Origin of the sequence: Actinoallomurus oryzae, assembly GCF_039541955.1 — a bacterium.
Classification (GTDB): Bacteria; Actinomycetota; Actinomycetes; order Streptosporangiales; family Streptosporangiaceae; genus Actinoallomurus; species Actinoallomurus oryzae.
Genome location: NZ_BAABHF010000065.1, coordinates 108,414 through 133,380 on the forward strand (window position 1 = coordinate 108,414; position 24,967 = coordinate 133,380).

At 70.1% G+C, this 24,967-nt stretch carries 24 protein-coding genes; 12 read left to right on the forward strand and 12 right to left on the reverse strand.

Going from position 1 to position 24,967, the window contains the following annotated elements:
* Positions 1 to 93 precede the first annotated feature (93 nt).
* From ABEA10_RS48160 to ABEA10_RS48175, 4 genes are all read right to left on the reverse strand, one after another.
* Positions 94 to 1,479, reverse strand: a complete 1,386-nt coding sequence (locus ABEA10_RS48160; RefSeq protein WP_345475421.1) for a glucose-6-phosphate dehydrogenase — start codon at positions 1,477 to 1,479, stop codon at positions 94 to 96.
* Positions 1,476 to 3,302, reverse strand: a complete 1,827-nt coding sequence (locus ABEA10_RS48165; protein ID WP_345475422.1) for a glycoside hydrolase family 15 protein — start codon at positions 3,300 to 3,302, stop codon at positions 1,476 to 1,478. Before ABEA10_RS48165 ends, ABEA10_RS48160 begins: the two co-directional genes overlap by 4 nt.
* A gap of 86 nt (positions 3,303 to 3,388) precedes the next feature.
* Positions 3,389 to 4,351 (reverse strand): aldo/keto reductase, encoded by a 963-nt coding sequence (locus tag ABEA10_RS48170; RefSeq protein ID WP_345475423.1) that lies wholly within the window; start codon positions 4,349 to 4,351, stop codon positions 3,389 to 3,391.
* A gap of 220 nt (positions 4,352 to 4,571) precedes the next feature.
* Positions 4,572 to 4,970, reverse strand: coding sequence for a cold-shock protein (locus ABEA10_RS48175; RefSeq protein WP_345475424.1), 399 nt, complete (start codon positions 4,968 to 4,970; stop codon positions 4,572 to 4,574).
* A 122-nt stretch (positions 4,971 to 5,092) separates the two neighbouring features.
* Here ABEA10_RS48175 and ABEA10_RS48180 point away from each other — a divergent pair, with 122 nt between their 5' ends.
* A complete protein-coding gene (locus ABEA10_RS48180) occupies positions 5,093 to 6,325 on the forward strand; it encodes a serine hydrolase domain-containing protein (protein ID WP_345475425.1) in 1,233 nt (410 codons plus the stop codon).
* Positions 6,326 to 6,353: 28 nt separating this feature from the next.
* Here the strand turns inward: ABEA10_RS48180 and ABEA10_RS48185 are convergent, their stop codons facing one another.
* The 4 genes from ABEA10_RS48185 to ABEA10_RS48200 form a co-directional block, all read right to left on the reverse strand.
* A complete protein-coding gene (locus ABEA10_RS48185) occupies positions 6,354 to 6,986 on the reverse strand; it encodes a flavin reductase family protein (RefSeq protein WP_345475426.1) in 633 nt (210 codons plus the stop codon).
* A gap of 45 nt (positions 6,987 to 7,031) precedes the next feature.
* Positions 7,032 to 7,754: a DUF2470 domain-containing protein gene (locus tag ABEA10_RS48190; RefSeq protein ID WP_345475427.1), complete on the reverse strand. Its 723-nt coding sequence runs from the start codon at positions 7,752 to 7,754 to the stop codon at positions 7,032 to 7,034.
* Between the two features lie 72 nt (positions 7,755 to 7,826).
* Positions 7,827 to 8,228, reverse strand: coding sequence for a hypothetical protein (locus tag ABEA10_RS48195; protein ID WP_345475428.1), 402 nt, complete (start codon positions 8,226 to 8,228; stop codon positions 7,827 to 7,829).
* Between the two features lie 26 nt (positions 8,229 to 8,254).
* Positions 8,255 to 9,022: an SDR family oxidoreductase gene (locus ABEA10_RS48200; protein WP_345475429.1), complete on the reverse strand. Its 768-nt coding sequence runs from the start codon at positions 9,020 to 9,022 to the stop codon at positions 8,255 to 8,257.
* Between the two features lie 134 nt (positions 9,023 to 9,156).
* On the opposite strand from ABEA10_RS48200, the gene ABEA10_RS48205 reads away from it, so the two are divergent.
* The 4 genes from ABEA10_RS48205 to ABEA10_RS48220 all read left to right on the forward strand — a co-directional run bounded on the left by ABEA10_RS48205 (position 9,157) and on the right by ABEA10_RS48220 (position 13,764).
* Positions 9,157 to 9,780, forward strand: coding sequence for a dihydrofolate reductase family protein (locus tag ABEA10_RS48205; protein ID WP_345475430.1), 624 nt, complete (start codon positions 9,157 to 9,159; stop codon positions 9,778 to 9,780).
* A 42-nt stretch (positions 9,781 to 9,822) separates the two neighbouring features.
* Positions 9,823 to 10,155, forward strand: a complete 333-nt coding sequence (locus tag ABEA10_RS48210; RefSeq protein ID WP_345475431.1) for a YciI family protein — start codon at positions 9,823 to 9,825, stop codon at positions 10,153 to 10,155.
* Positions 10,152 to 11,396, forward strand: coding sequence for an RNA polymerase sigma factor (locus tag ABEA10_RS48215; protein WP_345475432.1), 1,245 nt, complete (start codon positions 10,152 to 10,154; stop codon positions 11,394 to 11,396). Before ABEA10_RS48210 ends, ABEA10_RS48215 begins: the two co-directional genes overlap by 4 nt.
* A gap of 208 nt (positions 11,397 to 11,604) precedes the next feature.
* Positions 11,605 to 13,764, forward strand: coding sequence for a discoidin domain-containing protein (locus ABEA10_RS48220; protein ID WP_345475433.1), 2,160 nt, complete (start codon positions 11,605 to 11,607; stop codon positions 13,762 to 13,764).
* An 80-nt stretch (positions 13,765 to 13,844) separates the two neighbouring features.
* On the opposite strand, the gene ABEA10_RS48225 is transcribed toward ABEA10_RS48220, so the two are convergent.
* Positions 13,845 to 15,053 (reverse strand): cytochrome P450 family protein, encoded by a 1,209-nt coding sequence (locus tag ABEA10_RS48225; protein ID WP_345475434.1) that lies wholly within the window; start codon positions 15,051 to 15,053, stop codon positions 13,845 to 13,847.
* A 33-nt stretch (positions 15,054 to 15,086) separates the two neighbouring features.
* Positions 15,087 to 16,343, reverse strand: coding sequence for an ROK family transcriptional regulator (locus ABEA10_RS48230; RefSeq protein WP_345475435.1), 1,257 nt, complete (start codon positions 16,341 to 16,343; stop codon positions 15,087 to 15,089).
* A gap of 129 nt (positions 16,344 to 16,472) precedes the next feature.
* On the opposite strand from ABEA10_RS48230, the gene ABEA10_RS48235 reads away from it, so the two are divergent.
* The 5 genes from ABEA10_RS48235 to ABEA10_RS48255 all read left to right on the forward strand — a co-directional run bounded on the left by ABEA10_RS48235 (position 16,473) and on the right by ABEA10_RS48255 (position 21,542).
* Positions 16,473 to 17,786 carry an ABC transporter substrate-binding protein gene (locus tag ABEA10_RS48235; RefSeq protein ID WP_345475436.1) on the forward strand — a complete coding sequence of 438 codons (1,314 nt, stop codon included), beginning with the start codon at positions 16,473 to 16,475 and terminating at the stop codon, positions 17,784 to 17,786.
* Positions 17,787 to 17,794: 8 nt separating this feature from the next.
* Positions 17,795 to 18,790 carry a carbohydrate ABC transporter permease gene (locus tag ABEA10_RS48240; protein WP_345475437.1) on the forward strand — a complete coding sequence of 332 codons (996 nt, stop codon included), beginning with the start codon at positions 17,795 to 17,797 and terminating at the stop codon, positions 18,788 to 18,790.
* Positions 18,783 to 19,646, forward strand: coding sequence for a carbohydrate ABC transporter permease (locus ABEA10_RS48245; protein ID WP_329253913.1), 864 nt, complete (start codon positions 18,783 to 18,785; stop codon positions 19,644 to 19,646). The genes ABEA10_RS48240 and ABEA10_RS48245 overlap by 8 nt, the downstream gene beginning before the upstream one ends.
* Positions 19,643 to 21,022, forward strand: coding sequence for a GH1 family beta-glucosidase (locus tag ABEA10_RS48250; RefSeq protein ID WP_345475438.1), 1,380 nt, complete (start codon positions 19,643 to 19,645; stop codon positions 21,020 to 21,022). Before ABEA10_RS48245 ends, ABEA10_RS48250 begins: the two co-directional genes overlap by 4 nt.
* Positions 21,023 to 21,167: 145 nt before the next feature.
* Positions 21,168 to 21,542: a hypothetical protein gene (locus ABEA10_RS48255; RefSeq protein ID WP_329253907.1), complete on the forward strand. Its 375-nt coding sequence runs from the start codon at positions 21,168 to 21,170 to the stop codon at positions 21,540 to 21,542.
* A gap of 51 nt (positions 21,543 to 21,593) precedes the next feature.
* Here the strand turns inward: ABEA10_RS48255 and ABEA10_RS48260 are convergent, their stop codons facing one another.
* Entirely contained in the window at positions 21,594 to 22,220 is a 627-nt protein-coding gene (locus tag ABEA10_RS48260) for an RDD family protein (protein ID WP_345475439.1), read from the reverse strand.
* A gap of 108 nt (positions 22,221 to 22,328) precedes the next feature.
* Between ABEA10_RS48260 and ABEA10_RS48265 the strand changes: the two genes are divergently transcribed.
* Both ABEA10_RS48265 and ABEA10_RS48270 read left to right on the forward strand, forming a co-directional pair.
* Positions 22,329 to 22,892 (forward strand): methyltransferase domain-containing protein, encoded by a 564-nt coding sequence (locus ABEA10_RS48265; RefSeq protein ID WP_345475440.1) that lies wholly within the window; start codon positions 22,329 to 22,331, stop codon positions 22,890 to 22,892.
* A 116-nt stretch (positions 22,893 to 23,008) separates the two neighbouring features.
* The gene (locus ABEA10_RS48270) at positions 23,009 to 23,446 is read left to right on the forward strand and encodes a PaaI family thioesterase (protein ID WP_345475441.1); all 438 of its coding nucleotides are present in this window, start codon (positions 23,009 to 23,011) and stop codon (positions 23,444 to 23,446) included.
* A gap of 769 nt (positions 23,447 to 24,215) precedes the next feature.
* Here ABEA10_RS48270 and ABEA10_RS48275 read toward each other — a convergent pair.
* A complete protein-coding gene (locus ABEA10_RS48275) occupies positions 24,216 to 24,890 on the reverse strand; it encodes a response regulator (protein ID WP_345475442.1) in 675 nt (224 codons plus the stop codon).
* Positions 24,891 to 24,967 lie beyond the last annotated feature (77 nt).

Here is a 24,967-nt window from a genome sequence, read left to right on the forward strand (position 1 = left end):
CCTTTACCCGGCGCAAACGCGCGAAAATCCGTGTGACCTGCGCAGATATGGCAAAGGTCGGCGTTCCGCCGCGGCCAGGCCCTGCTGGTCGTTTCACGCCGAGCAGGGTGCGTCTCGCCGCGGGGGAACCGGTCCGTCCGAGCCCGCCGGATACTCCTGCAGCGGGACGAGGTCCTTCGACCAGGCCGACAGCACCGGCGTGAGGACCCGCCATGACTCTTCGGCCTCGTCGCCGCGGACGGACAGGGCGGCGTCGCCCCTGAGTACGTCGAGCAGCACCTGGCCGTAGGCGGGCAGGCCCGGTGGGTCCATCCGTGCGGTCAGCGTGAGGGGTACCAGGGTCTGGGCGCGAGAACCGATGCCCATCAGGTCCATGGTGAGGCCTTCCGGCTCCAGCCCGAATCGAAGCACGTCGGGCCGCGCGTCCCCGCTGTTGCCGAAGGGCAGGTGGGGTACGGGCCGGAAGCGTACCGCGACCTCCTTGCGGTCATGTCCGAGCGCCTTGCCGCTGCGAAGCCGGAAGACCGTTCCCGACCAGCGCGGGCTGTCCAGTTCCAGCTCCACCTCGGCGAAGGTCTCGGTGTGGTGCCCCGGGTCCACGCCCTCCTCGTCGGTGTAGGCGGGAACCGGGCGATCACCGATCCGGCCGGCCTTGTAGCGTGCGCGGCGGGTGCGGCGGACGGCGTCCTTCTCGGTGAGAGGCCGCACCGAGCGCAGCACATCGACCTTCCGGTCGCGCAGCTCGCGCTCGTCGAGGCTGATCGGCGGTTCCATGGCCACCAGGCACAGCAACTGCAGCAGGTGGTTCTGCACCATGTCCTTGAGCGCCCCGACGCCGTCGTAGTAGCCGGCCCGGCCTTCCAGCGCGAGGGACTCATCCCAGACGATCTCCACCTCGGCGATGTGGATGCTGTTCCAGATGGGCGCCAGCACGCGGTTGGCCACCCGGCTGCCGAGCACGTTCTGGACGGTCGTCATGGCCAGGAAGTGGTCGACCCGGAACACCGCCTGCTCGGGTACGAGGTCGGCGAGCAGCCGGTTCAGTTCCACCGCGCCGTCCAGATCCTCCCCGAAGGGCTTCTCCAGCACGATGCGGCTGCCCGGCGGCAGGCCCACGTCGTGCAGCGTGGTGACCGCGGCGGGGAAGACCGCCGGGGGAAGGGCGAGGTAGACGGCGACCGGCCCATCGCCGGCGATGACCGACGCGACCTCGGCGGGGTCGGTGACATCGGCCCGCCGGTAACGGGTGCAAGCCACGATCGCCTTCCTGGCGTCGGCCGGCCAGGACGCGCCGTGCCGGTCGAGCCGGCCGGCCACCCAGTGCCGGAACCGCTCGCCGTCCCAGTCCTCCCGGCCGGCGCAGGTCAGCTGGAACCGGTCACCGAGGTGTCCCGCCGCTCGCAGCGCGGCCAGCGCCGGCAGCAGGTAACGCGCGCTGAGGTCGCCCGTCGCGCCGAAGACGGCCAGCCGATGGATCACGCCGCACCCGCCCGCGCCCGCGCGAGGTTCACGCCGCTGGCGATGATCCCGATGTGGCTGAACGCCTGCGGGAAGTTGCCCATGAACTCGCCCGTGGACGGATCGATCTGCTCCGACAGCAGCCCGAGGGGGCTCGCCCGGGCGCACAGCGAGGCGTAGAGCTCCTCGGCCTCTTCGATCCGGCCTTGGCCGATCAGATTGTCGACGAGCCAGAAGCTGCACAGCAGGAAGGCACCCTCGTCGCCGGCGAGACCGTCCGGTGACTGATCATGCAGGTAGCGGTAGAGCAGGCCGCCGCCGGCCGACAGGCGCTCGGCGACGGCCGTCGTGGTCGCCACCATCCGGGGGTGATCGGCCGGGATGACCCGCCGCAGCGGAAGGGCGAGCAGGCTGGCGTCCAGGCTGCCGCCGCCGCTCAGATACACGCTCAGGGTCTGCGCTTCCTCGTCCCAAGACTGGTCCAGGATGAGCTGGCGGACCTTGTCGGCCTGGGCTCGCCACGCCGCGATGCGCCCGGGCAGGCCGAGCCGTTCACCGATCGCCGCGGCCCGGTCGAGAGCCACCTGGCACATCCCGGCCGAGTACGTGAACACCTGGCTCTCGCTGCGCACCTCCCAGATGCCCTGGTCCGGCTGCCGCCAGGAGCTCCCCGCGGCGTCGGCCAATGCGGCCAGGTCGGCCCACAGCGTCGGCTGGAGCTCACCGCCGGAGCGCAGCCACTGGTCGGCGCAGTCCAGTATCTCGCCGTAGACGTCGTGCTGGCGCTGGTCGGCGGCGCCGTTGCCCCATCGCACCGGAGCGGATCGCCGGTAACCCTCCAACTCGAAGTCCTCGACCTCGGCCGGCACCGGGTTGCCGCCGAGGTCGTACATGATCCGCGGTCGCCCGCTCTGCTCGAACGCGTCCAGCACCCAGCCGAGGAAGGCGTCGGCCTCGCCGCCGAAACCGATGCGGCGCATGGCGAACACGGCGTAGGCCGCGTCGCGGATCCACGCGTAGCGGTAGTCCCAGTTACGGATCCCGCCGACGGGTGCGGGCAAGGAGGACGTGGGCGCCGCGACCAGCGAGCCGTTGGCCCAGTCGTCGCACATCTTCAAGGTGATCGCGGCACGCCGGACCAGTGGTTCCTCAGGGCCGCGGTAGCTGAAATGCGTCATCCAGCGGCGCCACGCCTCAGCGGTCTGCCGCAACATCGCCTCGGCGTCGAATCGATGGTGGCGATGGAAACGCCCCCAGGACAACACCAGGTCGAGGCGATCGCCCTGTTCCAGGTCGTGTGTGCTGGACAGGGCGGTCAGGGGGCGGTTGGAGCGCAGGTGCAGCCGGAGGTCCGGCCGCCGGGACGCTCGTACCTCCAGCCCGCTGAACAGGGCCCGGGCATGCCCGCCGCCGCGAGGCTTCACGTCCACCCGCAGGCGGACGCTCCCGGACAGGACGACGGCCGAACGGACCAGCTCGGCCCGGTCGACGGGAGCGTCATCGGTGAGATCGGCGCCGGAGCGCAGGACCAGCGCGTCGGTGACCCGGACGAGGCCGGTGGCGCTGCGCAGCTCGGTCGTCAGCACGCCGGTGTCCGGCTCGTAGCGCTGCCGGGCCTCCACCGGGTCCTCCGGCGCCACCGTGAAGTGGCCGCCATGCGCGTGATCGAGCAGCCCGCAGAACAGCGGTTCGGAGTCGAAGCGGGGAAGGCACATCCACGGGATGGAACCGTCCAGGCCGACCAGCGCCGCCGTCGCGCCGTCCCCGATCAGGCCGAGATCCTCCAGCGGCAGGTACCCGCCACACAGGTGAATCGGCCGGAATGATGGCTCGAGATCGAGCATGCCGCCTCGTTTCTGCCGAGCCGGAGCTCAGCGGTACTGCTTGATTCGGCAGGTCCAGGACACGAGCAGCGAATGTCCAAGGGCGGTCACGCACCCTCGGGCGCGGGCGCGCGGAGGGGCGCGGCCCCGGACATGATCTTGTCCAGGTGCGCGAGGTCCTCCTTGCTCAGGCCGATGTCCAGGGCGCCGACCGTCTCCTCGAGATGGGCCCGGCGGCGGGAGCCGACGATGGCGACCTGCACCGCGGGGTGCGCCAGTACCCACGCCACGGCGAGCTGCCCGATCGTGGCGCCTCGCTCCTCTGCGAAGCGACGAAGCTCGCCGACCACCTGAAGGTTGCGGCGGAACGTGTCACCGGTGAAGTCGGGGCTGCCCGATCGCCAGTCGTTCGCGGGGAAGGTGGTGTTCTCGTCGAACCGGCCGCCCAGAAGCCCGTGCGCCAGCGGACCGTAGGCGAGCACGCCCACATCGTGCTCGGCGGCGTAGGGCAGGGTGTCCACCTCGATGTCCCGGTGGAACAGGTGGTAGGGCGACTGCAACGCCTCGACCTGCCGTTCGGCCGAGAACGCGCGCATCTGCTCGGTGTCGAAGTTGGAGACGCCGACATGGTCGATCAGCCCCTCATCGACCATGCCCCACAAGGCCGCCGCGGTCTCCGCCGGCGGAGTCCTCGGGTCGGGCCAATGGACCTGGTACAGGTCGATGTGGTCGACTCCCAGAGCGGTCAGGCTCTCCTCCACGCCGCGCCGGATCCAGGCCGGGCTGGAGTCGCGGACCAGCGTCTCGCCGTCCATGCGCAGCCCGCCCTTGGTGGCGATCACCACCTGGTCCATCGCACCGGCGAAGGCACTTCCCAGCAGCCGCTCCGCGGCCCCGAACCCGTATCCCTGTGCGGTGTCGAAGATGTTGATGCCCAGGTCACGGGCGTGAGAGATGCTCTCGATCGCCGCCCGCTCCTCGACCTCGCCCCACTCCCCGCCGAACTGCCACGTGCCGTAGGCGATCGGCGTGACCTGAAGCCCTGTGCGACCGAGCGCTACCGTCTCCATCTCTCGCCCCTCCGCAGACGCCGTCTACGTCGCCACCTACCCGATGTCGTTCAGAAACCTGTCTGACATGCGGAAACATGGCAAAGACGGTGCATGACCACGTGAACCCGGGGCTGCGATGACCGGGTGGAGAGGCGAGCCGCCGCCTTACGCGACACGCCGCCGTCAGGGCGCTCGGAACCCGGCGTTCGTCAGTGGTCCGCCGGGGGGCGGCGTGTGGTCAGGAGTCGACCCAGCCGCGGTCGCGGGCCAGCTCCAGCAGGTGCCTGCGCAGCTGGAGGATCTGCTCGCCGGTGAGGCTGGGCACGCGGAGGAGCACTTCGGTGACGTCCTGGGTGAACTCGCCCGCCGACAACACGTCGCACAGCTCGTCGGCGTCGGAGAGGTCCCCGCGCCGGGCCGGCGGCGGGGCGGACTGCCTCACGAGGCGCACGGTGGACGCCTTGAGCCCCCGGTCGCCCTCGGAGATGTCGAACTCGACCCTGGATCCGACCTTGAACAGTGACTTGTCCGCCATGAGGTCGTTGGCATGTACGAAAACGTCCTCGCCGCCGCCTTCCGGCGCGATGAATCCGTATCCGCGAACCTCGTCGAACCGCACAATGCTTCCAGCCGCCACCGCATAACCTCGTTATCCGCACTTACTCCCCATCAATGCGCAGCCATGCTACCTCTCCTTGCGCGCACCCCTACACTAGAATGACGTTCTAAAAATACGCTTCCGCGATCACGGAGGGACCGATGGGCGGCGAGTTGAAGGTCACGTGCGATCCTGCGGATGTCGGCCTCGATGCGGGGCGGCTGCGCCGCATCGACTCCCACTTCGCCCCGTACGTCGACGACGGGCGCCTGCCGGGCTGGCTGACCCTGGTCAGCCGCCGTGGCGAGATCGCCCACCTGTCGACGTACGGCGCGCGCGACCTGGCCTCCGGCACGCCGGTCGAGACCGACACTCTCTTCCGCATCTACTCGATGTCGAAGCCGATCACCTCGGTCGCGGCGATGATGCTGTACGAGGAGGGCGCCTTCGAGCTGACCGATCCGATCAGCCGCTTCCTCCCGGCCTTCACCGACATGCGGGTGTACGAGAAGGGCACGGCGGAGGCCCCCATCACCCGTCCCGCGGCCGAGCCGATCCGCGTCTGGCACCTGCTCAGCCACACGTCCGGGCTCGTGTACGGGTTCCAGCACGTCAGCGTGGTCGACGAGCTGTACCGCGCGGCCGGCTTCGACCGTACGACGCCGCGCGGCCTCGACCTGGCCGGCGCCGTCGACCGGCTGGCCGGGCTCCCCCTGCTCTTCGAGCCCGGCTCGCAGTGGAACTACTCCATGGCGACCGACGTTCTCGGGCGGCTGGTCGAGGTGGTGTCCGGGCAGCCGCTGGACCGCTTCCTGGCCGAGCGGATCTTCGGTCCGCTGGGCATGACCGACACCGGTTTCCACGTCGGCGCGGACGACGCGGAGCGGATGGCATCGCTGTACTACGCGGGCCCCGACGGCCGCGCCACGCTGCTCGACATGGGCGACAGCGCCTTCCGGCCGCCGCGTGCGCTGTCGGGCGGCGGAGGCCTGATCTCCGGCGCGGCCGACTACCACCGGTTCTGCCAGATGCTGCTGCGCGGCGGCGAGCTGGACGGCGTACGGCTGCTGAGCCCGCGCACGGTGGCGTACATGACGCGCAACCACCTGCCGGGCGGCGCCGACCTGGAGGAGTTCGGCCGCCCGGTGTTCGCGGAGGTCTCCTACGCGGGCATCGGCTTCGGCCTGGGCTTCGCCGTCGTGGAGGACGCGGCGAGGACGAAGTCGCTGACGTCGAAGGGCGAGTACAACTGGGGCGGCGCGGCGAGCACGGCGTTCTGGGTCGACCCGGCCGAGGAGCTGACGGTGGTCTTCTTGACCCAGCTGCTGCCCTCGAACGCCCACCCGATCCGCACTCAGCTGAGGCAGCTGGTCTACCAGGCCATCGTCGGCTGAGCCGCGCCCGCGCGGCACGCGTGGGCGGTCACCGCACGGTGCGCGTCTCGCTGCGGAAGCTGCGGCCCAGTTCGGGGCCGAGGCCGAAGTAGTGACGGAAGTTGTAGATCAGCGGGCTCCACCGCGCCGGGTCGACGTGCTGGGTGCCCGGCACGACGAGCCGGGGGTCGGCGTGGACCCGCAGGACGGTCGCCTCCACGATGATGAACGCGCCCGCGGTGTCGGTCCGTACATCGGCGGCGCGGGCCTCCAGCTGGATCGGGCACTCGGCGACGCGCGCCGGCCGGACCAGGTCGGCGGGCAGCGGACGCAGCCCGGCGGCCTCGAACTTGGCCGGCTCGTACCGGAACGTGCCCTGCTTGTGCGCGGGAACGGGGTCGTGTCCGGTCAGCGGCGCCAGCCGTTCGACGGCCGGCCAGTGTTCGGGCGCCGGCAGGTTGATCACGAGCTCGGGACGCGCGCGCAGGTTGCGCGCGCTCTGGCCGTGCACGCCGAGGCCGAGGACCACCGTCTGGCCGAGCGCCCAGGCCGACGACATCGGCGCGAGGTTGGCCGTACCGTCCTCGTTCTCGGTGCTGAGCAGCACGACGGGCGTCCCGAAGTACAGGATGCTCGGCGTGATGACCTGGTGTTCGGCGGCAGCGGCCACGGGAGTCTCCATGGGCCGAGACCGTAGCCGCGAATCATTTCGACGCCGGTCGAATCGTCAGCGCCGTGAGCGACGAGCGCAGGCCTGGCCCTGGGCCAGCAGGGCACGCATCTGCAGCACGGCGTGGGCCGGGTTGCGCAGCGGGGTGGGGAACGGCAGGCGCACGTCGCGGTGGCCGCCCGCCCGGCGCAGGCGCAGGACGACGCCGTAGCGGTCGAGCCGCAGCGGGTCCACGCGGGTCACGCCGAGCAGGAACCGGCGGTCGACCAGCTGGGCCAGCAGCTCGACGGCGTCCCCGTGGGCGTCGGCGAGGTGGATGAGCAGCTCCGCCTCGGTCGCGGCGAGCGGGTCCGGCTCGGCGGCGGCCAGCTCGTCCATCGTCGGCTCGTACCGCCGTCCCTCGTGCCGGAGCTCGGCGGTCGCCGTCGCGAAGCACAGCGCCTCCGCGCTCGCGCCCGGACGGTCGACGCTCAGCCGACCGCCCAGCAGCACCCGGGCACGGACCCGGTCGGGCACCGAAACCGGCGCGACGTCGGTGAACTCCAGCGAGGCCGCCAGGTCACCACCCGGCGCCCGGACGATCTCCGCGCCCACGTGACTCTCGGCCGGCACGTTGAGCAGCAGGCGGCCGGGGGTCTCCAGCGAGTGCAGGCCGACGAGGTCGACGCGGTGCGCCTCGGTCGTCAGGGTCAGGGACCGGGCCGCGGCGAGCACGGAACGGACCAGCTCGGCGGGGGTCGGTTCCACGATGGGCGCCGCGGGGTGATCGGTGGCGGACATCCAGCCTCCCTAAGTAAGGTAAGCCTAACCTTAGTCTGAGAAGGGCCGTTCGTGAACAGCTCCCGCCCGGCATCACACTTTGGTCTCCGCGCGCTCGAGCCCACCGGCCATCAGGAACACGACCACGGGGAGAACAACGGTCAGCACCGCGACGAGGATCGTCTGAGCCGCCGCGTCAGCGTCACTCATGTGATCCAGATGGAGGCTGTGAAACACCGCGTGCGGTACGGCGAACACGAACAGCGCGGCGGTGCCGGTGCGGACCAACGTCGGAGTCAACCTGATCGCGGCGACCACGAAGACCACGGTCATCCCGAGGTTCATGAAGCCGTAGTCGCGCACCAGGTGTTCGTTGTACGGCGGCAGCGTCGCCACCCATCCCGTGTCCACGAAGGGCACGGGCCCGTGCCGGTAGAAGGACTCCGGCGCGAAGCCGGCCCACGCGCCGAGCGTGGCCGTCAGCAAGGCGAGCACGACAACGAGTGCCCTCGTCCACGTCCTCATCGCCGCCCTCGATCCGAAGCGGTCCGCTCGTCCGAGTGTGTCGCCAGATGGTCGGCGAAGGTGATCCGGCCGTCGGCGTGGTCGGGCGCCCGGTGGTAGCCGGCCCGGAAGGCGCCGAAGACCTTGCCGGGCAACCGGAACGGCACGATCGGGCGACGGCGTCCGGTCGCCTCCAGGTACGCCCTGGCCATGTCCGTGAGCCGCAGGACCTGCGGGCCGCCCATGTCGGCCACGCGCCCGGCGGGTTCGGCCATGGCGAGGTCGGCGAACCGGTCGGCCACCTCGGACACGTCCACCGGCTGGAAGCTCAGGTCCGGCACCGGCATCAGCGGGATCCGCGCGAGCGTCGCGAGCAGCATGCGGATCAGGTCGTGGAACTGAGTGGCGCGCAGGATCGTGTACGGAACACCCGACTGCTCCACGATCCGTTCCGCGGTCAGCTTGGTCCGGTAGTACCGGAGCGGATTCCGGTCCACGCCGACGATCGAGATGTACAGCAGATGCGACACATGGGCGTCGGCCGCGGCCTTGACCAGCCTACGGTCCATGTCGACGCTTCCGGGCGCGGACGCGCAGTGCACCACGACATCCGCCCCGTCGAGCGCGGCCGTGAGCCCCGCGCCGGTCTTCCAGTCCACGGTGAACAGCCGGGGCCCGGTACGCCGGCTGACGACGCGGACCTCGTGTCCGGCCTGCCGGAGCCGGCCGACCACGAGCGCGCCGAGCCGCCCGGTGCCGCCGGTCACAAGAAAGGTCTTCCTCATGCCCTCAAGACAACTCAACCGGTGAGAACGTGACATGAGAAATCCGGGGAGACGGTGTCGGATCGAGGCGGTGGTGTTCGTAGCAGGGGTGAGACCGTCCACAAGGGGCGGCGCCAAGGCAGAGGAATCGCGACATGAAGCTGACGACCGTGACTCAGGTCACCATCGACGGAGTGGTGCAGGGAAACGGCGGCGCGTCGGATGAGGACCGCAGGAACGGATTCGAGCGCGGCGGATGGGCCCTGGGGAAGGGCGACGACGAGACCCACGCGTTCATCAATCAGACCTACCGGCGCGCCGAGGCGTTCCTGTTCGGCCGTCGGACCTACGAACTGTTCGCCGGGTCGTGGGGGACCCTCACCGTCCAGGATGTCCCCGGCTGGGAGTCCGTCGTGGAAGCGTTGAACACACGGCCCAAATACGTGGCGTCGACCACGCTCACCGATCCGGCGTGGGGGGACACGACCGTCCTGTCCGGAGACGTGGCGGCCGCGGTCCGGAAGCTGAAGGCCAAGCCAGGGGGTGAGCTGCAGGTACACGGCAGTGGCACCCTGGCCCGGTGGCTGCTGGAGAACGATCTGGTCGACGAGATGACCCTGATCACCATCCCGGTGGTCGTCGGCCAGGGCGCGCGGTTGTTCCCCGACGAGGGCCCGGATCTCGCACTCGACCTGGTCGAGTCGCGCGTCGACTCCAAGGGCGTGACGATCCAGGTCTACCGGCCGGCCGGGCGCCCGCGGTACGCGCCAACGTCTTGACGTCCCTGACCACCGAACCACGCTGTCTTGACACAACAGGAGATGATCTTCATGCAGTACCTGGTTTCCGTGATCGATGACAAGAGCAATCCCGGCAGCACGGACAGGCAGCCTGCCATCAGCGCTTTCAACGAACGACTGATCGCCGAGGGCCACTGGGTTTTCGCGGGCGGACTCGCGGACACCGACGCGGCCACGGTCATCGACAACCGGGGCGAGCAGGCGGTGTTCAGCGACGGGCCTTTCGTGGAGTCCAAGGAGTACCTCGCCGGCGTCTGGGTGTGGGAGGCCCCCGATCTGGATGTGGCGCTCAAGCTCGCCGCCGAGGCGTCGAAGGTCTGCGATCGGAAGATCGAGGTGCGGCCGTTCCTGTGAACGAAGTCGACGTCCGCGAGGCGATCACCCGGGCCCACCACGAGGAGTGGGCCCGGGTGGTCGCCTCCCTGACCAGGCGTTTCGGCGACCTCGACATCGCCGAGGAGGCGGCGGCCGAGGCGTTCGCGACCGCCGTCGAGCGGTGGCCGGCCGACGGCGTACCGCCCAATCCCGGCGGCTGGCTGACCACCACCGCGGGCCGCAAGGCCATCGACCGGATCCGCCGCGAGAACAAGCGCGACGACAAGCACAAGGAGGCTCGGCTGGTGTACGACGACGACCCGCCTTCGCCTGTCGGCGCCATCGACGACGACCGGCTCCGGCTGATCTTCACCTGCTGTCACCCGGCGCTGGCGATGCAGACCCGCGTCGCGCTGACGCTGCGCATGGTCGGCGGTCTGACCGTGCCCGAGATCGCCCGCGCCTACCTGGTGCAGGAGACCGCCATGGAGCGGCGGATCACCCGCGCGAAGGCCAAGATCAAGGCGGCCCGCATCCCGTACCGGGTGCCGTCCGTGGAGGATCTGCCGGCACGCGTGTCCGGCGTGCTCGCCGTGCTCTTTCTCGTCTTCAACGAGGGTTACCTGGCCACCGGCCCCGACACCGACTCGGTACGTCACGACCTGACCGCCGAGGCGATCCGGCTCACTCGCCTGATCCGTGCCCTCCTGCCGGACGACGGTGAGGTGGCCGGGCTGCTGGCGCTGATGCTCCTCATCGAGGCCCGCCGCCCCGCCCGGGTCTCGGCCGGCGGCGAACTGGTCCCCCTGGCCGAGCAGGACCGCGGCGCCTGGGACACGACGCTGATCGCCGAGGGTCACCGGCTGGTGCGCGAGCGCCTCGCCGCTGCCGCCGCCGGACTCGCTCCGGGCCGCTACCAGATCCTCGCCGCGATCAACGCCGTGCACACCTCCGCCCGCGACATGCGCGACACCGACTGGTCACAGATCCTCGCCCTCTACGACCAGCTCGTCCGCCTCGACCCCTCGCCGATCATCGCCCTCAACCGGGCCATCGCGGTCGCCGAGCTCGACGGCCCGGACGTGGCACTGGCCATCGTCGACCGCCTCGCCGAGGCGTTGACCGGCTATCACGCCTACCACGCCACCCGCGCCGACCTACTGCGCCGGCTGGGCCACAGCCGGCAGTCACGCACGGCCTACGACAAAGCCATCGAACTGGCGGGCAACCCCGCCGAGACCGCCTACCTCACCCGCCGCCGCGACCAACTGCAGTACTGACCCGCCAGGTCAGCAGCGGGGACTGGGAGAAGAACCACTTCAGAGCTTTAATCAAGCCGATAAAGAAGCCATTCACCAGCGGTTTGATCTCTTGACGGGCCTGTTTTCCGCATGTTTAATCACGCCATGAATTAAGCCCCGGACCGTGTGGAGACCCAGGGCCCCGCCAGAGCCGCTCGGGTCTCCACTCCCCCTCAGGAGACGATCCATGAGATCTCTGTCCCTCCCCCGCGTCGCCACGGTCCTCTGGGCCATGGTCGTCGCACTCACCGTCGTGTTCGTCGCACCGCCCCGGCCCGCGCACGCCGCGGACACGCTGCTCTCCCAGGGCAAACCCGCCACCGCCTCCTCCACCGAGAACGCCGGCACCCCCGCCTCCGCCGCCGTGGACGGCGATACCGGCACCCGCTGGTCCAGCGCCTTCAGCGATCCCCAGTGGCTCCAGGTCGACCTCGGCGCCTCCGCCACCGTCAGCCGGGTCGTCCTCAACTGGGAGACCGCATACGCCACCGCGTACCAGATCCAGGTGTCGTCGGACGGCTCCAACTGGAGCACCGTCTACTCCACGACCAGCGGCACCGGCGGCACGCAGACGCTGACGGTCAGCGGCACCGGCCGCTACGTCCGCATGTACGGCACCGCCCGGCACACCCAGTACGGCTACTCGCTGTGGGAGTTCCAGGTGTACGGCTCCGGCGGCGGCACCACGCCACCGCCGACCGGCGGCGGTGACCTCGGGCCGAACGTCAAGGTCTTCGACCCGTCGATGTCGAGCGGCAGCATCCAGAGCCAGCTCGACTCGGTCTTCAGCCAGCAGGAGAGCAACCAGTTCGGCTCGCAGCGGTACGCACTGCTGTTCAAGCCGGGCAGCTACAACGTCAACGCCAACATCGGCTTCTACACCTCGATCGCCGGCCTGGGCCGGAACGTCGACGACGTGAACATCAACGGCGGGGTCACCGTCGACGCGGGCTGGTTCAACGGCAACGCCACGCAGAACTTCTGGCGCTCGGCGGAGAACCTGTCGATCACCCCGTCCGGCGGGTACGACCGCTGGGCGGTGGCGCAGGCGGCGCCGTTCCGGCGCATGCACGTCCGCGGCGACCTCAACCTCGCCCCGACCGGGTACGGCTGGGCCAGCGGCGGGTACATCGCCGACTCCAAGATCGACGGCACCGTCCAGCCGTACTCCCAGCAGCAGTGGCTCACCCGGGACAGCCAGATCGGCGGCTGGCTCAACGGGGTCTGGAACATGGTCTTCTCCGGGGTGGTCGGCGCGCCCGCGCAGAGCTTCCCCAACCCGCCGTACACCGTGCTGGCCAACAGCCCGGTGACCCGGGAGAAGCCCTACCTGTACGTCGACGGCGCCGGCAACTACAACGTGCTCGTACCGAGCCTGCGCACGAACTCGCGCGGCACCACCTGGGCGAGCGGCTCGACCCCCGGCACCTCGATCCCGCTGAGCCAGTTCTACGTCGCCCACCCCGGTGACAGCGCCGCCACCATCAACGCCGCGTTGAACTCGGGGCTGAACCTGCTGTTCACGCCCGGCGTGTACCACGTCAGCCAGACGATCAACGTGACGCGGGCGAACACCGTCGTGCTCGGCCTCGGGTACGCCACGATCGTGCCGGACGGCGGCGTGACGCCCATGTCGGTCGCCGACGTCGACGGCGTGAAGCTCGCCGGGCTGCTGTTCGACGCCGGGACGACCAACTCCCCGGTGCTGCTCCAGGTCGGCCCGAGCGGCTCGTCGGCGAGCCACGCGAGCGACCCGACCTCGATCCAGGACGTCTTCTTCCGCATCGGCGGCGCCGGGGCGGGCAAGGCGACCAACAGCCTCGTCGTGAACAGCGCCAACACCATCATCGACCACATCTGGGCCTGGCGCGCCGACCACGGCAGCGGCGTCGGGTGGACCACCAACACCGCCGACACCGGCCTCATCGTGAACGGCGCGAACGTCACGGCGTACGGCCTGTTCGTCGAGCACTACCAGAAGTACAACGTCGTCTGGAACGGCCAGGGCGGCAAGACGATCTTCTTCCAGAACGAACTGCCGTACGACCCGCCCAACCAGGCCGCCTACATGAACGGGAGCACCCGCGGCTACGCCGCCTACAAGGTGGCCGACAACGTCACCAGCCATGAGGGCTGGGGGCTGGGCAGCTACTGCAACTTCGACGTCGATCCCTCGATCGTCGACGAGCACGGCTTCGAGGTGCCGAACAACTCCGGAGTGCGGTTCCACGACCTGCTCACGGTGTCGCTCGGCGGCAAGGGCATCATCAACCATGTGATCAACAGCACCGGTGCCGCCGCGCAGGGCACCGACACGGTTCCGGTGGACATCACCAGTTACCCCTGATCACGGCGCCGTGTTTCAATGGGCCAGAACCGGTCGGCCCGTGCCCGCCATGGCTGGGCGCGGGCCGGCCCGGTTCACCATCAGCCCTCCCGTCGCACGGGCAGCGTGGCCAGCCGGTTGATGATCAGTGACGGCAGCCGCTCCAGCGACTCCGCGGGCACCGCGAGCGTGAGGTCGCCGAACCTTCGCAGCAGCCCGCCCAGTGCGATCCGGGCCTCCAGCCGCGCCAGCGGGGCACCCAGGCAGTGGTGGACACCGTGCCCGAACGCCAGGTGACCGCCGGCCTCGCGGGTCAGGTCGAGCACGCCGGGATCGGGGAAGCGCGCCGGGTCGCGGTTGACCGCCAGCAGCGCGACGACGATGTTCTCTCCCGCCGGGATCCGCCGCCCGGCCACCTCGATCGGCTCGGCGGTGATGGCCGGGATCGGCACCTGCGCCGGAGAGTCGTAGCGCAGCAGCTCCTCGATCGCGGCGGGCAGCCGCTCCGGCTCGGCCCGCAGCAGCGCGAGCTGGACGGGGTCGGCGAACAGGGCGTTCATCCCGTTGGCGATGAGGTTCACGGTCGTTTCGTGCCCGGCGAGCAGGAGGAGGTGGACCATCGAGGTCAGCTCGTCCTCGCTCAGCCGGTCGTCGCCGTCGCGGACCGCGACCAGCGCGGACAGCAGGTCGTCCGCCGGCGCGCGGCGCTTGTCCGTCAGGAGCCCGCGCAGGAACGCCACCATCTCCTCCGAGGCGCGGCGGTAGGCCTCGTACCCGGCGAACCGGCCCGCCAGCAGCGGCCCGGCCCACGCGCGCACGTCCTCCCGCGACCCCGGCGGAACCCCGAGCAGCTCGCAGATCACCGTGATGGCCAGCGGCGCGGCGAACACGGTGATCAGGTCGGCCTCGCCCTTCGCCTCCAGGGTCTCCTCCAGGCCGTCGAGCAGTTCGTCGCAGATCCGCTCGATACGCGGCGTCAGCGCCTCGACCCGCCGCCGGGTGAAGGCCGCCGAGACCAGGCGCCGCAGCCGGGTGTGCTCGGGCGGGTCGGTGTTCAGCATGTGGGAGTCCAGGGCCGAGGTCAGCTCGGCCGGCAGCTCGTCCCCGTACGGCGAGGTGGACGCGCCCTGTTTGACCACCCGCGGGTCGGTCAGCACGGCCTTCGCCTCGGCGTGGCCGGTCACGACCCAGGCGTCCGCCCCGGTGGCGAGCCTCATGCGGTGCACCGGGCCGGCCGCGGCCAGCTCGGCGAGCGCCCGGTGCCGCGCCCCGTCCGGCACGGCGATGAAAGGGTCGTCAGCGGTCGTCATGGGACGATCCTTCCATGATCTCTCCGAGCCGGGTCAGCGTGCGGCCGGTGCCGACTCGCGCCCGCGGCCGCCCCGGCTGAGGAAGTCGGCGAGCGGCAGCGTCGCGGCGCCCACGGTGACCGCGTCCGGGCCGAGCCGGCCCAGCTCGATCGTGGTGCGTTCGAGCGGATGGCGCAGGGCGTACGCGGCGGCCGCCTCGCGCACGGCGGGCAGGGCGTGGCGGCCGAGCATGAGCCCGGCCCACCCGCTGATGATGATCCGCTCGGGGTTGAAGAGGTTCACCAGGTCGGCGATGCCGGCGCCCAGGTATTCGGCGGTCTCCTCCAGCAACGCGGCGGCCTTCTCGTCCGCCTCGCCCGGGTCGGCGGGCGCCGCGGAGGCGAGGAACGCGGCGAGCGCGGTCTCCTCGTCGGCCTCTCCCGGGTCGCCGCCGATCTCGGCCCAGCGCTCCAGCACGGCCTCGGCGCCGGCGTACGCCTCCAGGCAGCCGCGCGCGCCGCAGCGGCACGGGCGCCCGCGCACCTGCATCGTCGTGTGGCCCCACTCGCCCGCGCTGCTGTGCGCGCCGCCGTACAGGACGCCGTCGGTGATGATGCACGCGCCGACGCCGGAGCCGATCAGCACGATCACCGCGTGGCGCGCTCCCCGGCCCGCGCCGAACCACATCTCGGCCTGTCCGAGGGTCTTGGCGCCGTTGTCGATGAACAGCGGCACCTCCGGCGGCAGGGCGGCGGCCTCCCGCAGCAGCGACTCGAGCGGCACGCCGTCCCAGTCGACCGTCTGGCCGTGCACGACCGCACCGCCGGGCGAACTGCGGTCGACGATGCCGGGAACGCCCACGCCGACGCCGAGCAGCGACTCGGGCGCGACGTCCGCGTCGCGCAGCACGTCGGCCACCGCGTCGCTGATCAACCCGACGACCCGGTCGACGTCGTACCCGTGCGCGGCGAGCGGCCTCTCGGCGCGGGCCAGCTCGGTCAGCCCGAGGTCGAACAGCTCCACGCCCACCCGGGTCTCGCCGACGTCGACGCCGATCAGGTACGCGCTGCGCCGCGCGACGCGCAGCAGAGTGCGGGGGCGGCCCCCGTCCGAACCGACCGAGCCCGCCTCCTCCAGCAGCCCGTCGGCGGTCAGCTCCGCGACGACGTTGCTGATCGAACCGGAGCTGAGCCCGGTGGCCGGCGCCAGTTCCTGCCGGCTGAGCGGCCCGTCGAAGTAGAGCTTGCGCAGCACGGCGGAACGGTTCGTGCGCCGTAGGTCGCGCACCGTCCGTTTCTCCCGATCCCTCATCACGGACATCCTCCCCGATGACGCAACCTACCGCCCCCAAAGTCTTGACGAGGATCTTCTCTCACGTCTTAACTCATAACCTAAATTAACTTCCCCGCCGAAGTTGCCTCCGGAGAGGGCCCACTGACCATGCGCAGGACCCGGATCACCGCTGCGATAGCAGCCATCACCGTCGCCTCCGCCGCCCTGACCGCCTGCGGTGGCGGCACCGCCACCGGAAACGGTGGTAACAAGAATCCCAAGACGCTCACCTACTGGGCGAGCAACCAGGGCAAGAACCTCGACGACGACAAGCAGAAGCTCACCCCCGAGCTGCAGAAGTTCGAGAAGCAGACCGGGATCCACGTCAAGCTCGAGGTGATCGGCTGGCCGGATCTGCTCAACCGCATCCTGACCGCCACCTCCTCAGGCCAGGGCCCCGACGTCCTCAACATCGGCAACACCTGGTCCGCGTCGCTGCAGGCCACGGGCGCACTGCTGCCCTTCGACGACGGGACGTTCAACGCCATCGGGGGCAAGCAGCGGTTCGTGCCCTCCGCGCTCGGCTCGACCGGCGTCGCCGGCAAGCCTCCGGCCGCCGTACCCCTCTACTCCCTCGCCTACGGCCTCTACTACAACAAGAAGCTCTTCAAGGACGCCGGCATCGCGAACCCGCCGGCCACGTGGTCCGAGCTGGTCTCCGACGGCAAGAAGCTGACCCACGGCGGGAAGTACGGCCTGGCCGTCGAGGGCGCGAACAACGCCGAGAACATCCACCACGCCTACATCTTCGCCAAGCAGCACGGCGGTGACTTCTTCGACGCCTCGGGCAACCCGACCTTCACCTCTCCCGGTGCGGTCGCGGGCGTCAAGCAGTACATCGACTTCATGGCCGCCGACAAGATCACCGCGGCGGGCGACGCCGAGTACGCCCAGAACCAGTCGCTGCAGGACTTCGCCACCGGCAAGGCCGCGATGCTGCTCTGGCAGGCCGCCGGCGTCCAGCTCGCGCAGCGCGGCATGAAGGCCGCCGACTGGGGCGTGGCCCCGGTGCCCGTGCAGTCCGGCGCCCCCGGCCAGGGCACCCAGGTCGACACGATGGTCGCCGGCATCAACCTCGCCGTCTTCAAGAACACCCAGAACCGCGACGGCGCGCTGAAGTTCGTCAAGTTCATGACGAGCGATGAGGAGCAGAAGATCCTCAACGGCAAGTACGGCTCGATCCCGCCGGTGACCTCCGCCCAGTCGGACCCGCAGTTCGCCAACCCCGAGCAGACCGTCCTGCGTCAGGGCCTCGCCAAGAGCGCCGTGGCCCTTCCCCAGGTGGCGAAGGAGTCGCAGTTCGAGGACCTGGTCGGCCCCGCGCTGAAGGACCTGTTCGCCGACGCCGCGGCCGGCCGCCCGGTCACCGAAGACTCGGTCCGCAAGCGCCTGGAGAAGGCCCAGCAGCAGATGGCGGGCTGAGGTCGTCCATGGCCGCAACCACGAGCGCGACCGCGCCGGGCCGGAGTGACAGCTCCGGCCCGGCGCGGGGGCGCGAGAAACCCCGGCGGAGCTACTCGATCGGGCGGAGCGCCGTTCCGTACCTGCTCGTCCTGCCCGCCATCGTGATGGAGCTGCTGATCCATCTCGTGCCGATGGTCGTCGGCGTCGTGATGAGCTTCAAGGAGCTCACCCAGTTCTACATCCGTAACTGGGGCGCGGCGCCCGGGGCGGGCTTGAACAACTATCGCCTCGTCGTCGACTTCAACGGCGCGGTCGGCAGTGCCCTGCTGCACTCCTTCCTCATCACCTGCGCGTTCGCCGTGCTCGCCGTCGGGTTCTCCTGGCTGCTCGGGATCACGGGGGCGATCCTGATGCAGGACACCTTCCGCGGGCGGGGCTTCCTCCGCGCGCTGTTCATGACGCCGTACGCGCTGCCGGTCTACGCCTCGGTCATCATCTGGGCGTTCATGCTCCAGCACGACAACGGCCTGGTGAACCACGTGCTGCACGACCAGCTGCACCTGACCGCCAAGCCGGCGTTCTGGCTGATCGGCGACAACAGCTTCATCTCGGTGGTCGTCGTCTCGGTCTGGCGCAACTGGCCGTTCGCGCTGCTGGTGATCATGGCCGCCCTGCAGAACATCCCCGACGAGCTGTACGAGGCGTCCGCGATCGACGGCGCCGGCGTCTGGCAGCAGATCCGGCGGATCACCATGCCGTCCCTGCGCCCGATCAACCGCGTGCTCGTCCTGGTGCTGTTCCTGTGGACGTTCAACGACTTCAACGTGCCGTACGTGCTGTTCGGCCAGTCGGCGCCGCCGGCGGGCGACCTGATCTCGGTGCACATCTACCAGGCGTCGTTCCACACCTGGAACTTCGGCTCCGGCTCGGCCATGTCCGTGCTGATGCTGCTCTTCCTGCTCCTGGTGACCGCGGCGTACCTGACCGTCACCTCCCTGAGCAACCGGAGGAGCAATGCCTAGCACGTACCGGTCGCCGACCGCCCGGCCGATGTCGTTCGTGTGGACCCGGCGGATCGTACTCACCCTGATGGCGATCTTCGCCGCGCTGCCGGTGTACGTCATGATCAGCACGTCGCTGAAGCCGCTGCGGGACGTCACCGAGAAGTTCCGCTGGTTCCCGGGCCACCTCACGCTCCGGCCGTACGTCGACATCTGGCACACCGTGCCGCTCGCGCACTACTTCGTGAACTCCACGATCGTCTCCGCGGCGGCGACGGGCCTGTCGGTGCTCATCGCGGTCTTCGCGGCGTACGCGGTGAGCCGCTACCGGTTCAAGGGCAAGCGGATCTTCACGATCACCGTGCTGTCCACCCAGATGTTCCCCGGCATCCTCTTCCTGCTGCCGCTGTTCCTGATCTTCGTCAACATCGGGAACGCCACCGGCATCGCGCTGTACGGCTCGCGGGCCGGGCTGATCATCACCTACCTGACCTTCTCCCTGCCGTTCTCCATCTGGATGCTCGCCGGGTACATGGAGTCGATCCCGCGCGGCCTGGACGAGGCCGCGATGGTCGACGGGTGCGGGCCGCTCGGCGCGCTGTTCCGCGTCGTGATCCCGGCCGCCATCCCCGGCATCGTCGCCGTCGCCGTCTACGCCTTCATGACGGCGTGGAGCGAGGTACTGTTCGCCTCGGTCATGACCAACGACACCACCCGCACGCTCGCCGTGGGTCTCCGCGGCTACTCGACCCAGTACGACGTCTACTGGAACCAGGTCATGGCCGCCTCGCTGGTCGTCAGCGTGCCGGTCGTCGCCGGGTTCCTGCTCCTTCAGCGCTACCTCGTCACCGGCCTCACCGCCGGGGCCGTCAAGTGATCGACACAGAAGGGCAGTCCGTGCACGACCTCACCTCTCTCCCGGCCGACTTCGTCTGGGGCGTGGCCACCGCCGCGTACCAGGTGGAGGGTGCCGTCGCGGAGGACGGCCGATCGCCGTCCATCTGGGACACGTTCTCCCACACCCCCGGCAAGATCGACGGGAACGACAACGGCGACGTCGCCTGTGACCACTACCACCGCTGGCCCGAGGACATCGAGATCATGAAGCGGCTGGGCGTGAACGCCTACCGCTTCTCCATCGCCTGGCCTCGTGTCGTGCCCGACGGCGACGGCGCCGTCAACCCGGCCGGCCTCGCCTTCTACGACCGGCTCGTCGACGCGCTCCTCGAGGCCGGCATCACGCCCTACCCGACGCTGTACCACTGGGACCTGCCGCAGGTGCTCCAGGACCGCGGCGGCTGGCCGGCCCGCGACACCGCCGAGCACTTCGCCGCGTACACCGCGCACGTCGCCTCCGCACTCGGCGACCGGGTGACCTCGTGGACGACGCTGAACGAGCCGCTCTGCTCGGCATGGATCGGCCATCTCGAGGGCACGATGGCGCCCGGCCTGGCGGACATCAGGGTCGCGGTGCCCGCCTCGTACCACCTGCTCCTGGGCCACGGCCTGGCCACGCAGGCGATCCGCGCGGCCGTGCCGCACGCGGAGGTCGGCATCGTGAACAACCTGGGGTACGCCGAGCCGGCCAGTGACTCCCCCGCCGACGTCGCGGCGGCACGCCGCGCCGACGGACACTCGGTCCGGTGGTGGCTCGACCCGGTACACGGCCGCGGCTTCCCGGCGGACATGATCGAGGTCTACGGCGTCGACCTGCCCGAACGCCCCGGCGACCTGGAGACCATCGCCGCGCCGCTCGACTGGCTCGGGCTGAACTACTACTTCCCCACCACCATCGCCGACGACCCGTCCGGACCACCGCCGTACACGCGCGAGGTCCACCGGCCGGACGTCCGCCGTACCGCGATGGACTGGGAGATCCGCGACGAGGGCCTGGAGCGGCTGCTCATGCGGCTGACCGAGGACTACGGCGCGTCGCGGATCCACGTGACGGAGAACGGCTCGGCCTGGCCCGACGTGGTCGGCCCCGACGGGCAGGTCGACGACCCTGAGCGGATCCGGTACCTGGAGGAACACCTGGCCGCCTGCATCCGCGCGGTACGCCGCGGCGCACCGGTGGCCGGGTACTTCGTCTGGTCGCTACTGGACAACTTCGAGTGGGCGTACGGGTACGACAAGCGCTTCGGGCTCGTGTACGTCGACTACGAGACGCAGCAGCGGATCATCAAGGGCAGCGGTCACCGGTACGGCGATCTCATCCGCACCCACCGCCGCGACGGCGAACGCGCCGCCTGACGCGCTCCCAAGGCCACCGTCCCTCCGGGCCCGTTCCGGGGCGGCGTTCCACCTGGAGCGCCGTCCTGCCCGGAGCGGCAAGGGCCCCGTCTCCTTCGGGCTGTCGACCGTGCCAGCCGCCCACCTGGGCGGCTACCTTGAGCGCATGGAGGAGAACCGAGCACGACGGGTCGTGGACGCGCTGCGCGATCGGGGCATCAACGCCCATCTGCTGCGAGCCGGCGTCGGTCAGTACGGCGTACGCGTGTCGCTGCCCGGCGGCCGCGAGGCCGAGTGGGACACCGACGGCACCGCCGGCCTGGAGGCCCAGGTCATGCGCAACGGGATGCTCGTCGGCTTCGTACCGAAGATCGAGGGTTCGGCGGACTTCACCGAGGAGCAGGTCGTCGACGCCATCGCCCGCACCGACTACGACCAGCCGGTGGCACGGCAGCGCGACGTCACGCCCCCACCGGCCAAGCCGCTGCCGCGTGAGGGCGGCGTGTTCCGACGCTTCCTCGACGGTTTCCGCTACCGGTGACCGGTTCCGGACCGCTGAGGGCGGCTCGTCATGCGCGTGGCGTTGCCCCGCTCAGTTGTCGGCGTACGGGCCGGGGCCTTCGGCCTTGATCACGTATGTCTTGACGACCTTGTCGTGCAGGGCCTGCTTGCGGGGATCCCACAGGATCCACAGGTCGTCGAGTAGCCCGCCGAGCCCGCACGTCACGTAGGTGATGAGGTAGGTGAACAGCACGCGCCACGCGGCCTTGCCATAGCCGATCGGGCCGCCGTCCTGTGCCCGGACGAGCCGGATGCCCAGGGCGCGCTTGCCGAGCGTCTGTCCCCACTTGCCGTGCTGCCAGGTGAAATAGATGATCGCGATGACCACGGTGATGCCGTCCGCGGCCAGCCGGGGGCCGAGGTGCTTGTTGTCGTACATCGCGCCGACGCCGACGATCGGTGCCGCGATGATCCAGCCGATGACGGTGTAGACGATCCCGTCGATGATCCCCGCGAACAGGCGGGACCAGCGGCCGGCGAGCTCCCCGGCGATTCCGGGCGGGGGTGCTTGGCCGTACGGCTCGGAGATCGGCGGAGCGGCGGGGTACGGTTCGGCGGGCGGGGGTGCCGCGGAGGTCGCCTCTGGGGCTGGATCGTGTGGCGGAGCGGCACCTTCGGCGCCTGCTCGTTCCTCGGGGTGATCAGGCGATTGCGTCATGTCAGAACGATAGGCCTATCTTTACTGAAATGCTGAAATCGTTGTTAAACCGTTTTGAAATACGCCTCCGGTCCAGGCCACCGATCGCGCCGGAGTAACGTGCGGCGCGTGAATTCACCCGACCGGCTTCGATGGAACGCCAAGTACGCCGCGCGGACGACGCCGTCGTTTTCCGTCCATCCCCTGGCCGCTCGCGCGCTGGCGCCGCCGCTGCCGGACGGCCCGGTACTGGATCTGGCGTGTGGGCTCTCGGGCGACCCGCTGTCGGCGGCCGAGGCCGGGCGCGCGGTGACCGCGGTGGACGTCTCCGACGTGGCCCTGGAGCGTCTCGACGCGGAAGTACGCCGTCGGGGACTCGAGGATCGGATCACACTTATCCACGCCGACCTGCTCGAATGGCGTCCACCCCGGTCGTCGTACGCGGCGGTGCGCTGCTTCGGCTACTGGGACCGCGAACTCTTCGGCCCGGCCGCCGCCGCGGTGCTTCCGGGCGGTGCGCTCGCGTGGGAGGCGTTCACCGAGGAGGCCCGGCGGCACCGCCCGCTGCCCGCCGCGTGGTGCCTGGCCCCGGGCGAGCCGGCCTCCCTGCTGCCGGAGGACTTCACCGTGCTCGACGTCACCGATGAACGGGAAAAACGCCGAATCCTGGCGCGCCGCGACCCACCGCTCTGAAAGATCTCTCCCCGCCCGCGACCCGGCCGCACCAGAGTGAGAAACCCCGCGGCCTTTCCCGCCGCGACAGATGTTCCCTCGTGGGAATGTCGGCGGGGGCTGGTGAAATGGGAAGCGTGACAGAACACGACGAAAGGCAAGGACTGTTCTGGGACGTTCTCGCGGGGCGGGTGGCTCCTCCACCCGCGGCCGAGACACTCGGCTGGCAACTCGTCGCGGTGGACCCGGAACACGGCACGATCGAGGTGGCCTTCGAGGCGAGCGAACGGTTCGTCAACCCGGCGGGCGTGATCCAGGGCGGCTTCCTCGCCGCGATGCTGGACGACACGCTGGGCCCGGCCCTGGTCGCGACCCTGCCGGAGGGCCGGTTCGCGCCAACCCTCGACCTGCACGTCCAGTTCCTGCGCCCGGCCCGCCCCGGTCCCCTGACCGGCCACGGCCGCGTCGTCCACCGGGGCAGAGAGGTGTGCTTCCTGTCCGGCGAACTCACCGCCCCCGACGGCAAGACGGTCGCCGTCGCCACCGCCACCGCCCGCATCCAGACCCTCCCCTGACCGACGACCCGCGTTGACGTCTTCGTCCAGTGGCGCCTGTACTGCCTCCGCCTGACGCCCATCCTGGTGATCGAAACCGTCTACCGCGGGCACACCGACACCGGACGCAAGTCGCCACCTGCGGCGTCGTAGATCGTGCGCGCGGCCCGTCGCACGAGCCGGAGCGCATCGCCATGATCTTCTCCTCGCGGGCCGGCAGTACGCCCGAAGCGGGCCAGGGCCTTTGATCGCGACTTCGGTATCGCTGCTGGTCCTCCGCGACGTCTCCTCACGACGCCGGCGGTGTATTTGGATGCGCGGATCGGCAGCGATGTGCCGTTCGCCCTGCTCGGTGGTCCGGCCGTGGGGCTGAGCCGGGGCGGCGCTTCGGCAGCGGAGCGGTAGACCTTTCCGCGTGAGCGGCATCGACGGGCTGGTGCCGACGGCGATCGATGCGGCGGTAGCACTCCGGCGGGCCATCCAGTACGGCTTCGCCGACTCGACCCGTACGATCCGACTGCCCGCGGTGTCCAGCCGCCACGTCGTGCTGTTGCGGCAGGAGTCGACGACGATGCCACGCCTTCGCCGGACAGGCAGAAAGTCTCGCATCGGCCGATCAGGGAAGTCTCGCATCGGCCGGTCAGCGGGAGTCCCGGTCGTTAGCGAGAGTCCCGGTCGTTGACGAAAGTCCCGGTCGTTAGCGGGAGCCCCGTCGTAGCGAGAGTCCCGATCGTTACCGGGAGCCCCGATCGTTAGCGGGAGCCCCGATCGTTAGCGAGAGTCTCGATCGTTAGCGGGAGTCTCGGTCGTTAGTGGGTTCGGCGAGCCGGTTTTCCCATGCCCAGGCGGCGACTTCCACTCGGTTGCGCAGGCCCAGCTTCGTCTGGACGCTGGCCACGTGACCCTTGACGGTGCTCATGGAGATGAAGAGTTCGGTGGCGATCTCCTGGTTGGTACGCCCCCGGGCGATGGCCCGGACGACCTCGGTCTCTCGCTCGGAGAGCCGGGCCGCGGCATCGGTGACGGCCGGCGTCTTGGTGGGGGCGAGGTGCTTGAGGAGCCGTACGGTGATCGATGGGGAGATCAGGGCATCTCCGGTGCCCGCGGCCCGGACGGCTTCGACCAGCAGCGCGGGGCCGGCATCCTTGAGGATGAACCCGATGGCTCCCGCCCGCAGCGCCCCGTACACGTATTCGTCCAGGTCAAAAGTCGTCACGATGACCACCCGGAGCGGGTCGGCGACGTCGGAGCCGGCGAGGGCACGAGTGACCTCGATACCGTCGAGGCGGGGCATCCGAATATCGATGAGGCACACGTCGGGACGCAACCGCCGAGCCAGGGCGATGGCCTCGGCACCGTCCGCCGCCTCCGCCACCACGGTGATATCGGGCTGGTCTTCCAGGATGAGACGCAGCCCGTTACGAACCATCGCCTGATCATCGGCAATCAGAACACGCACGCTCACACCCTCCCGAAAACGGCGATCAGAACACGCACCCTCACGCCCTCCCAAAAACCGGCAACGTAACCCGCACCGACCAA

Bases quoted from the DNA above. Each gene is read 5' to 3' on its own strand.
- ABEA10_RS48165 (WP_345475422.1), bottom strand. From the start codon at position 3,302: ATGCTCGATCTCGAGCCATCATTCCGGCCGATTCACCTGTGTGGCGGG.
- ABEA10_RS48170 (WP_345475423.1), bottom strand. From the start codon at position 4,351: ATGGAGACGGTAGCGCTCGGTCGCACAGGGCTTCAGGTCACGCCGATC.
- ABEA10_RS48180 (WP_345475425.1), top strand. From the start codon at position 5,093: ATGGGCGGCGAGTTGAAGGTCACGTGCGATCCTGCGGATGTCGGCCTC.
- ABEA10_RS48185 (WP_345475426.1), bottom strand. From the start codon at position 6,986: ATGGAGACTCCCGTGGCCGCTGCCGCCGAACACCAGGTCATCACGCCG.
- ABEA10_RS48190 (WP_345475427.1), bottom strand. From the start codon at position 7,754: ATGTCCGCCACCGATCACCCCGCGGCGCCCATCGTGGAACCGACCCCC.
- ABEA10_RS48200 (WP_345475429.1), bottom strand. From the start codon at position 9,022: ATGAGGAAGACCTTTCTTGTGACCGGCGGCACCGGGCGGCTCGGCGCG.
- ABEA10_RS48205 (WP_345475430.1), top strand. From the start codon at position 9,157: ATGAAGCTGACGACCGTGACTCAGGTCACCATCGACGGAGTGGTGCAG.
- ABEA10_RS48210 (WP_345475431.1), top strand. From the start codon at position 9,823: ATGATCTTCATGCAGTACCTGGTTTCCGTGATCGATGACAAGAGCAAT.
- ABEA10_RS48220 (WP_345475433.1), top strand. From the start codon at position 11,605: ATGAGATCTCTGTCCCTCCCCCGCGTCGCCACGGTCCTCTGGGCCATG.
- ABEA10_RS48225 (WP_345475434.1), bottom strand. From the start codon at position 15,053: ATGACGACCGCTGACGACCCTTTCATCGCCGTGCCGGACGGGGCGCGG.
- ABEA10_RS48230 (WP_345475435.1), bottom strand. From the start codon at position 16,343: ATGAGGGATCGGGAGAAACGGACGGTGCGCGACCTACGGCGCACGAAC.
- ABEA10_RS48235 (WP_345475436.1), top strand. From the start codon at position 16,473: ATGCGCAGGACCCGGATCACCGCTGCGATAGCAGCCATCACCGTCGCC.
- ABEA10_RS48240 (WP_345475437.1), top strand. From the start codon at position 17,795: ATGGCCGCAACCACGAGCGCGACCGCGCCGGGCCGGAGTGACAGCTCC.
- ABEA10_RS48245 (WP_329253913.1), top strand. From the start codon at position 18,783: ATGCCTAGCACGTACCGGTCGCCGACCGCCCGGCCGATGTCGTTCGTG.
- ABEA10_RS48255 (WP_329253907.1), top strand. From the start codon at position 21,168: ATGGAGGAGAACCGAGCACGACGGGTCGTGGACGCGCTGCGCGATCGG.
- ABEA10_RS48260 (WP_345475439.1), bottom strand. From the start codon at position 22,220: ATGACGCAATCGCCTGATCACCCCGAGGAACGAGCAGGCGCCGAAGGT.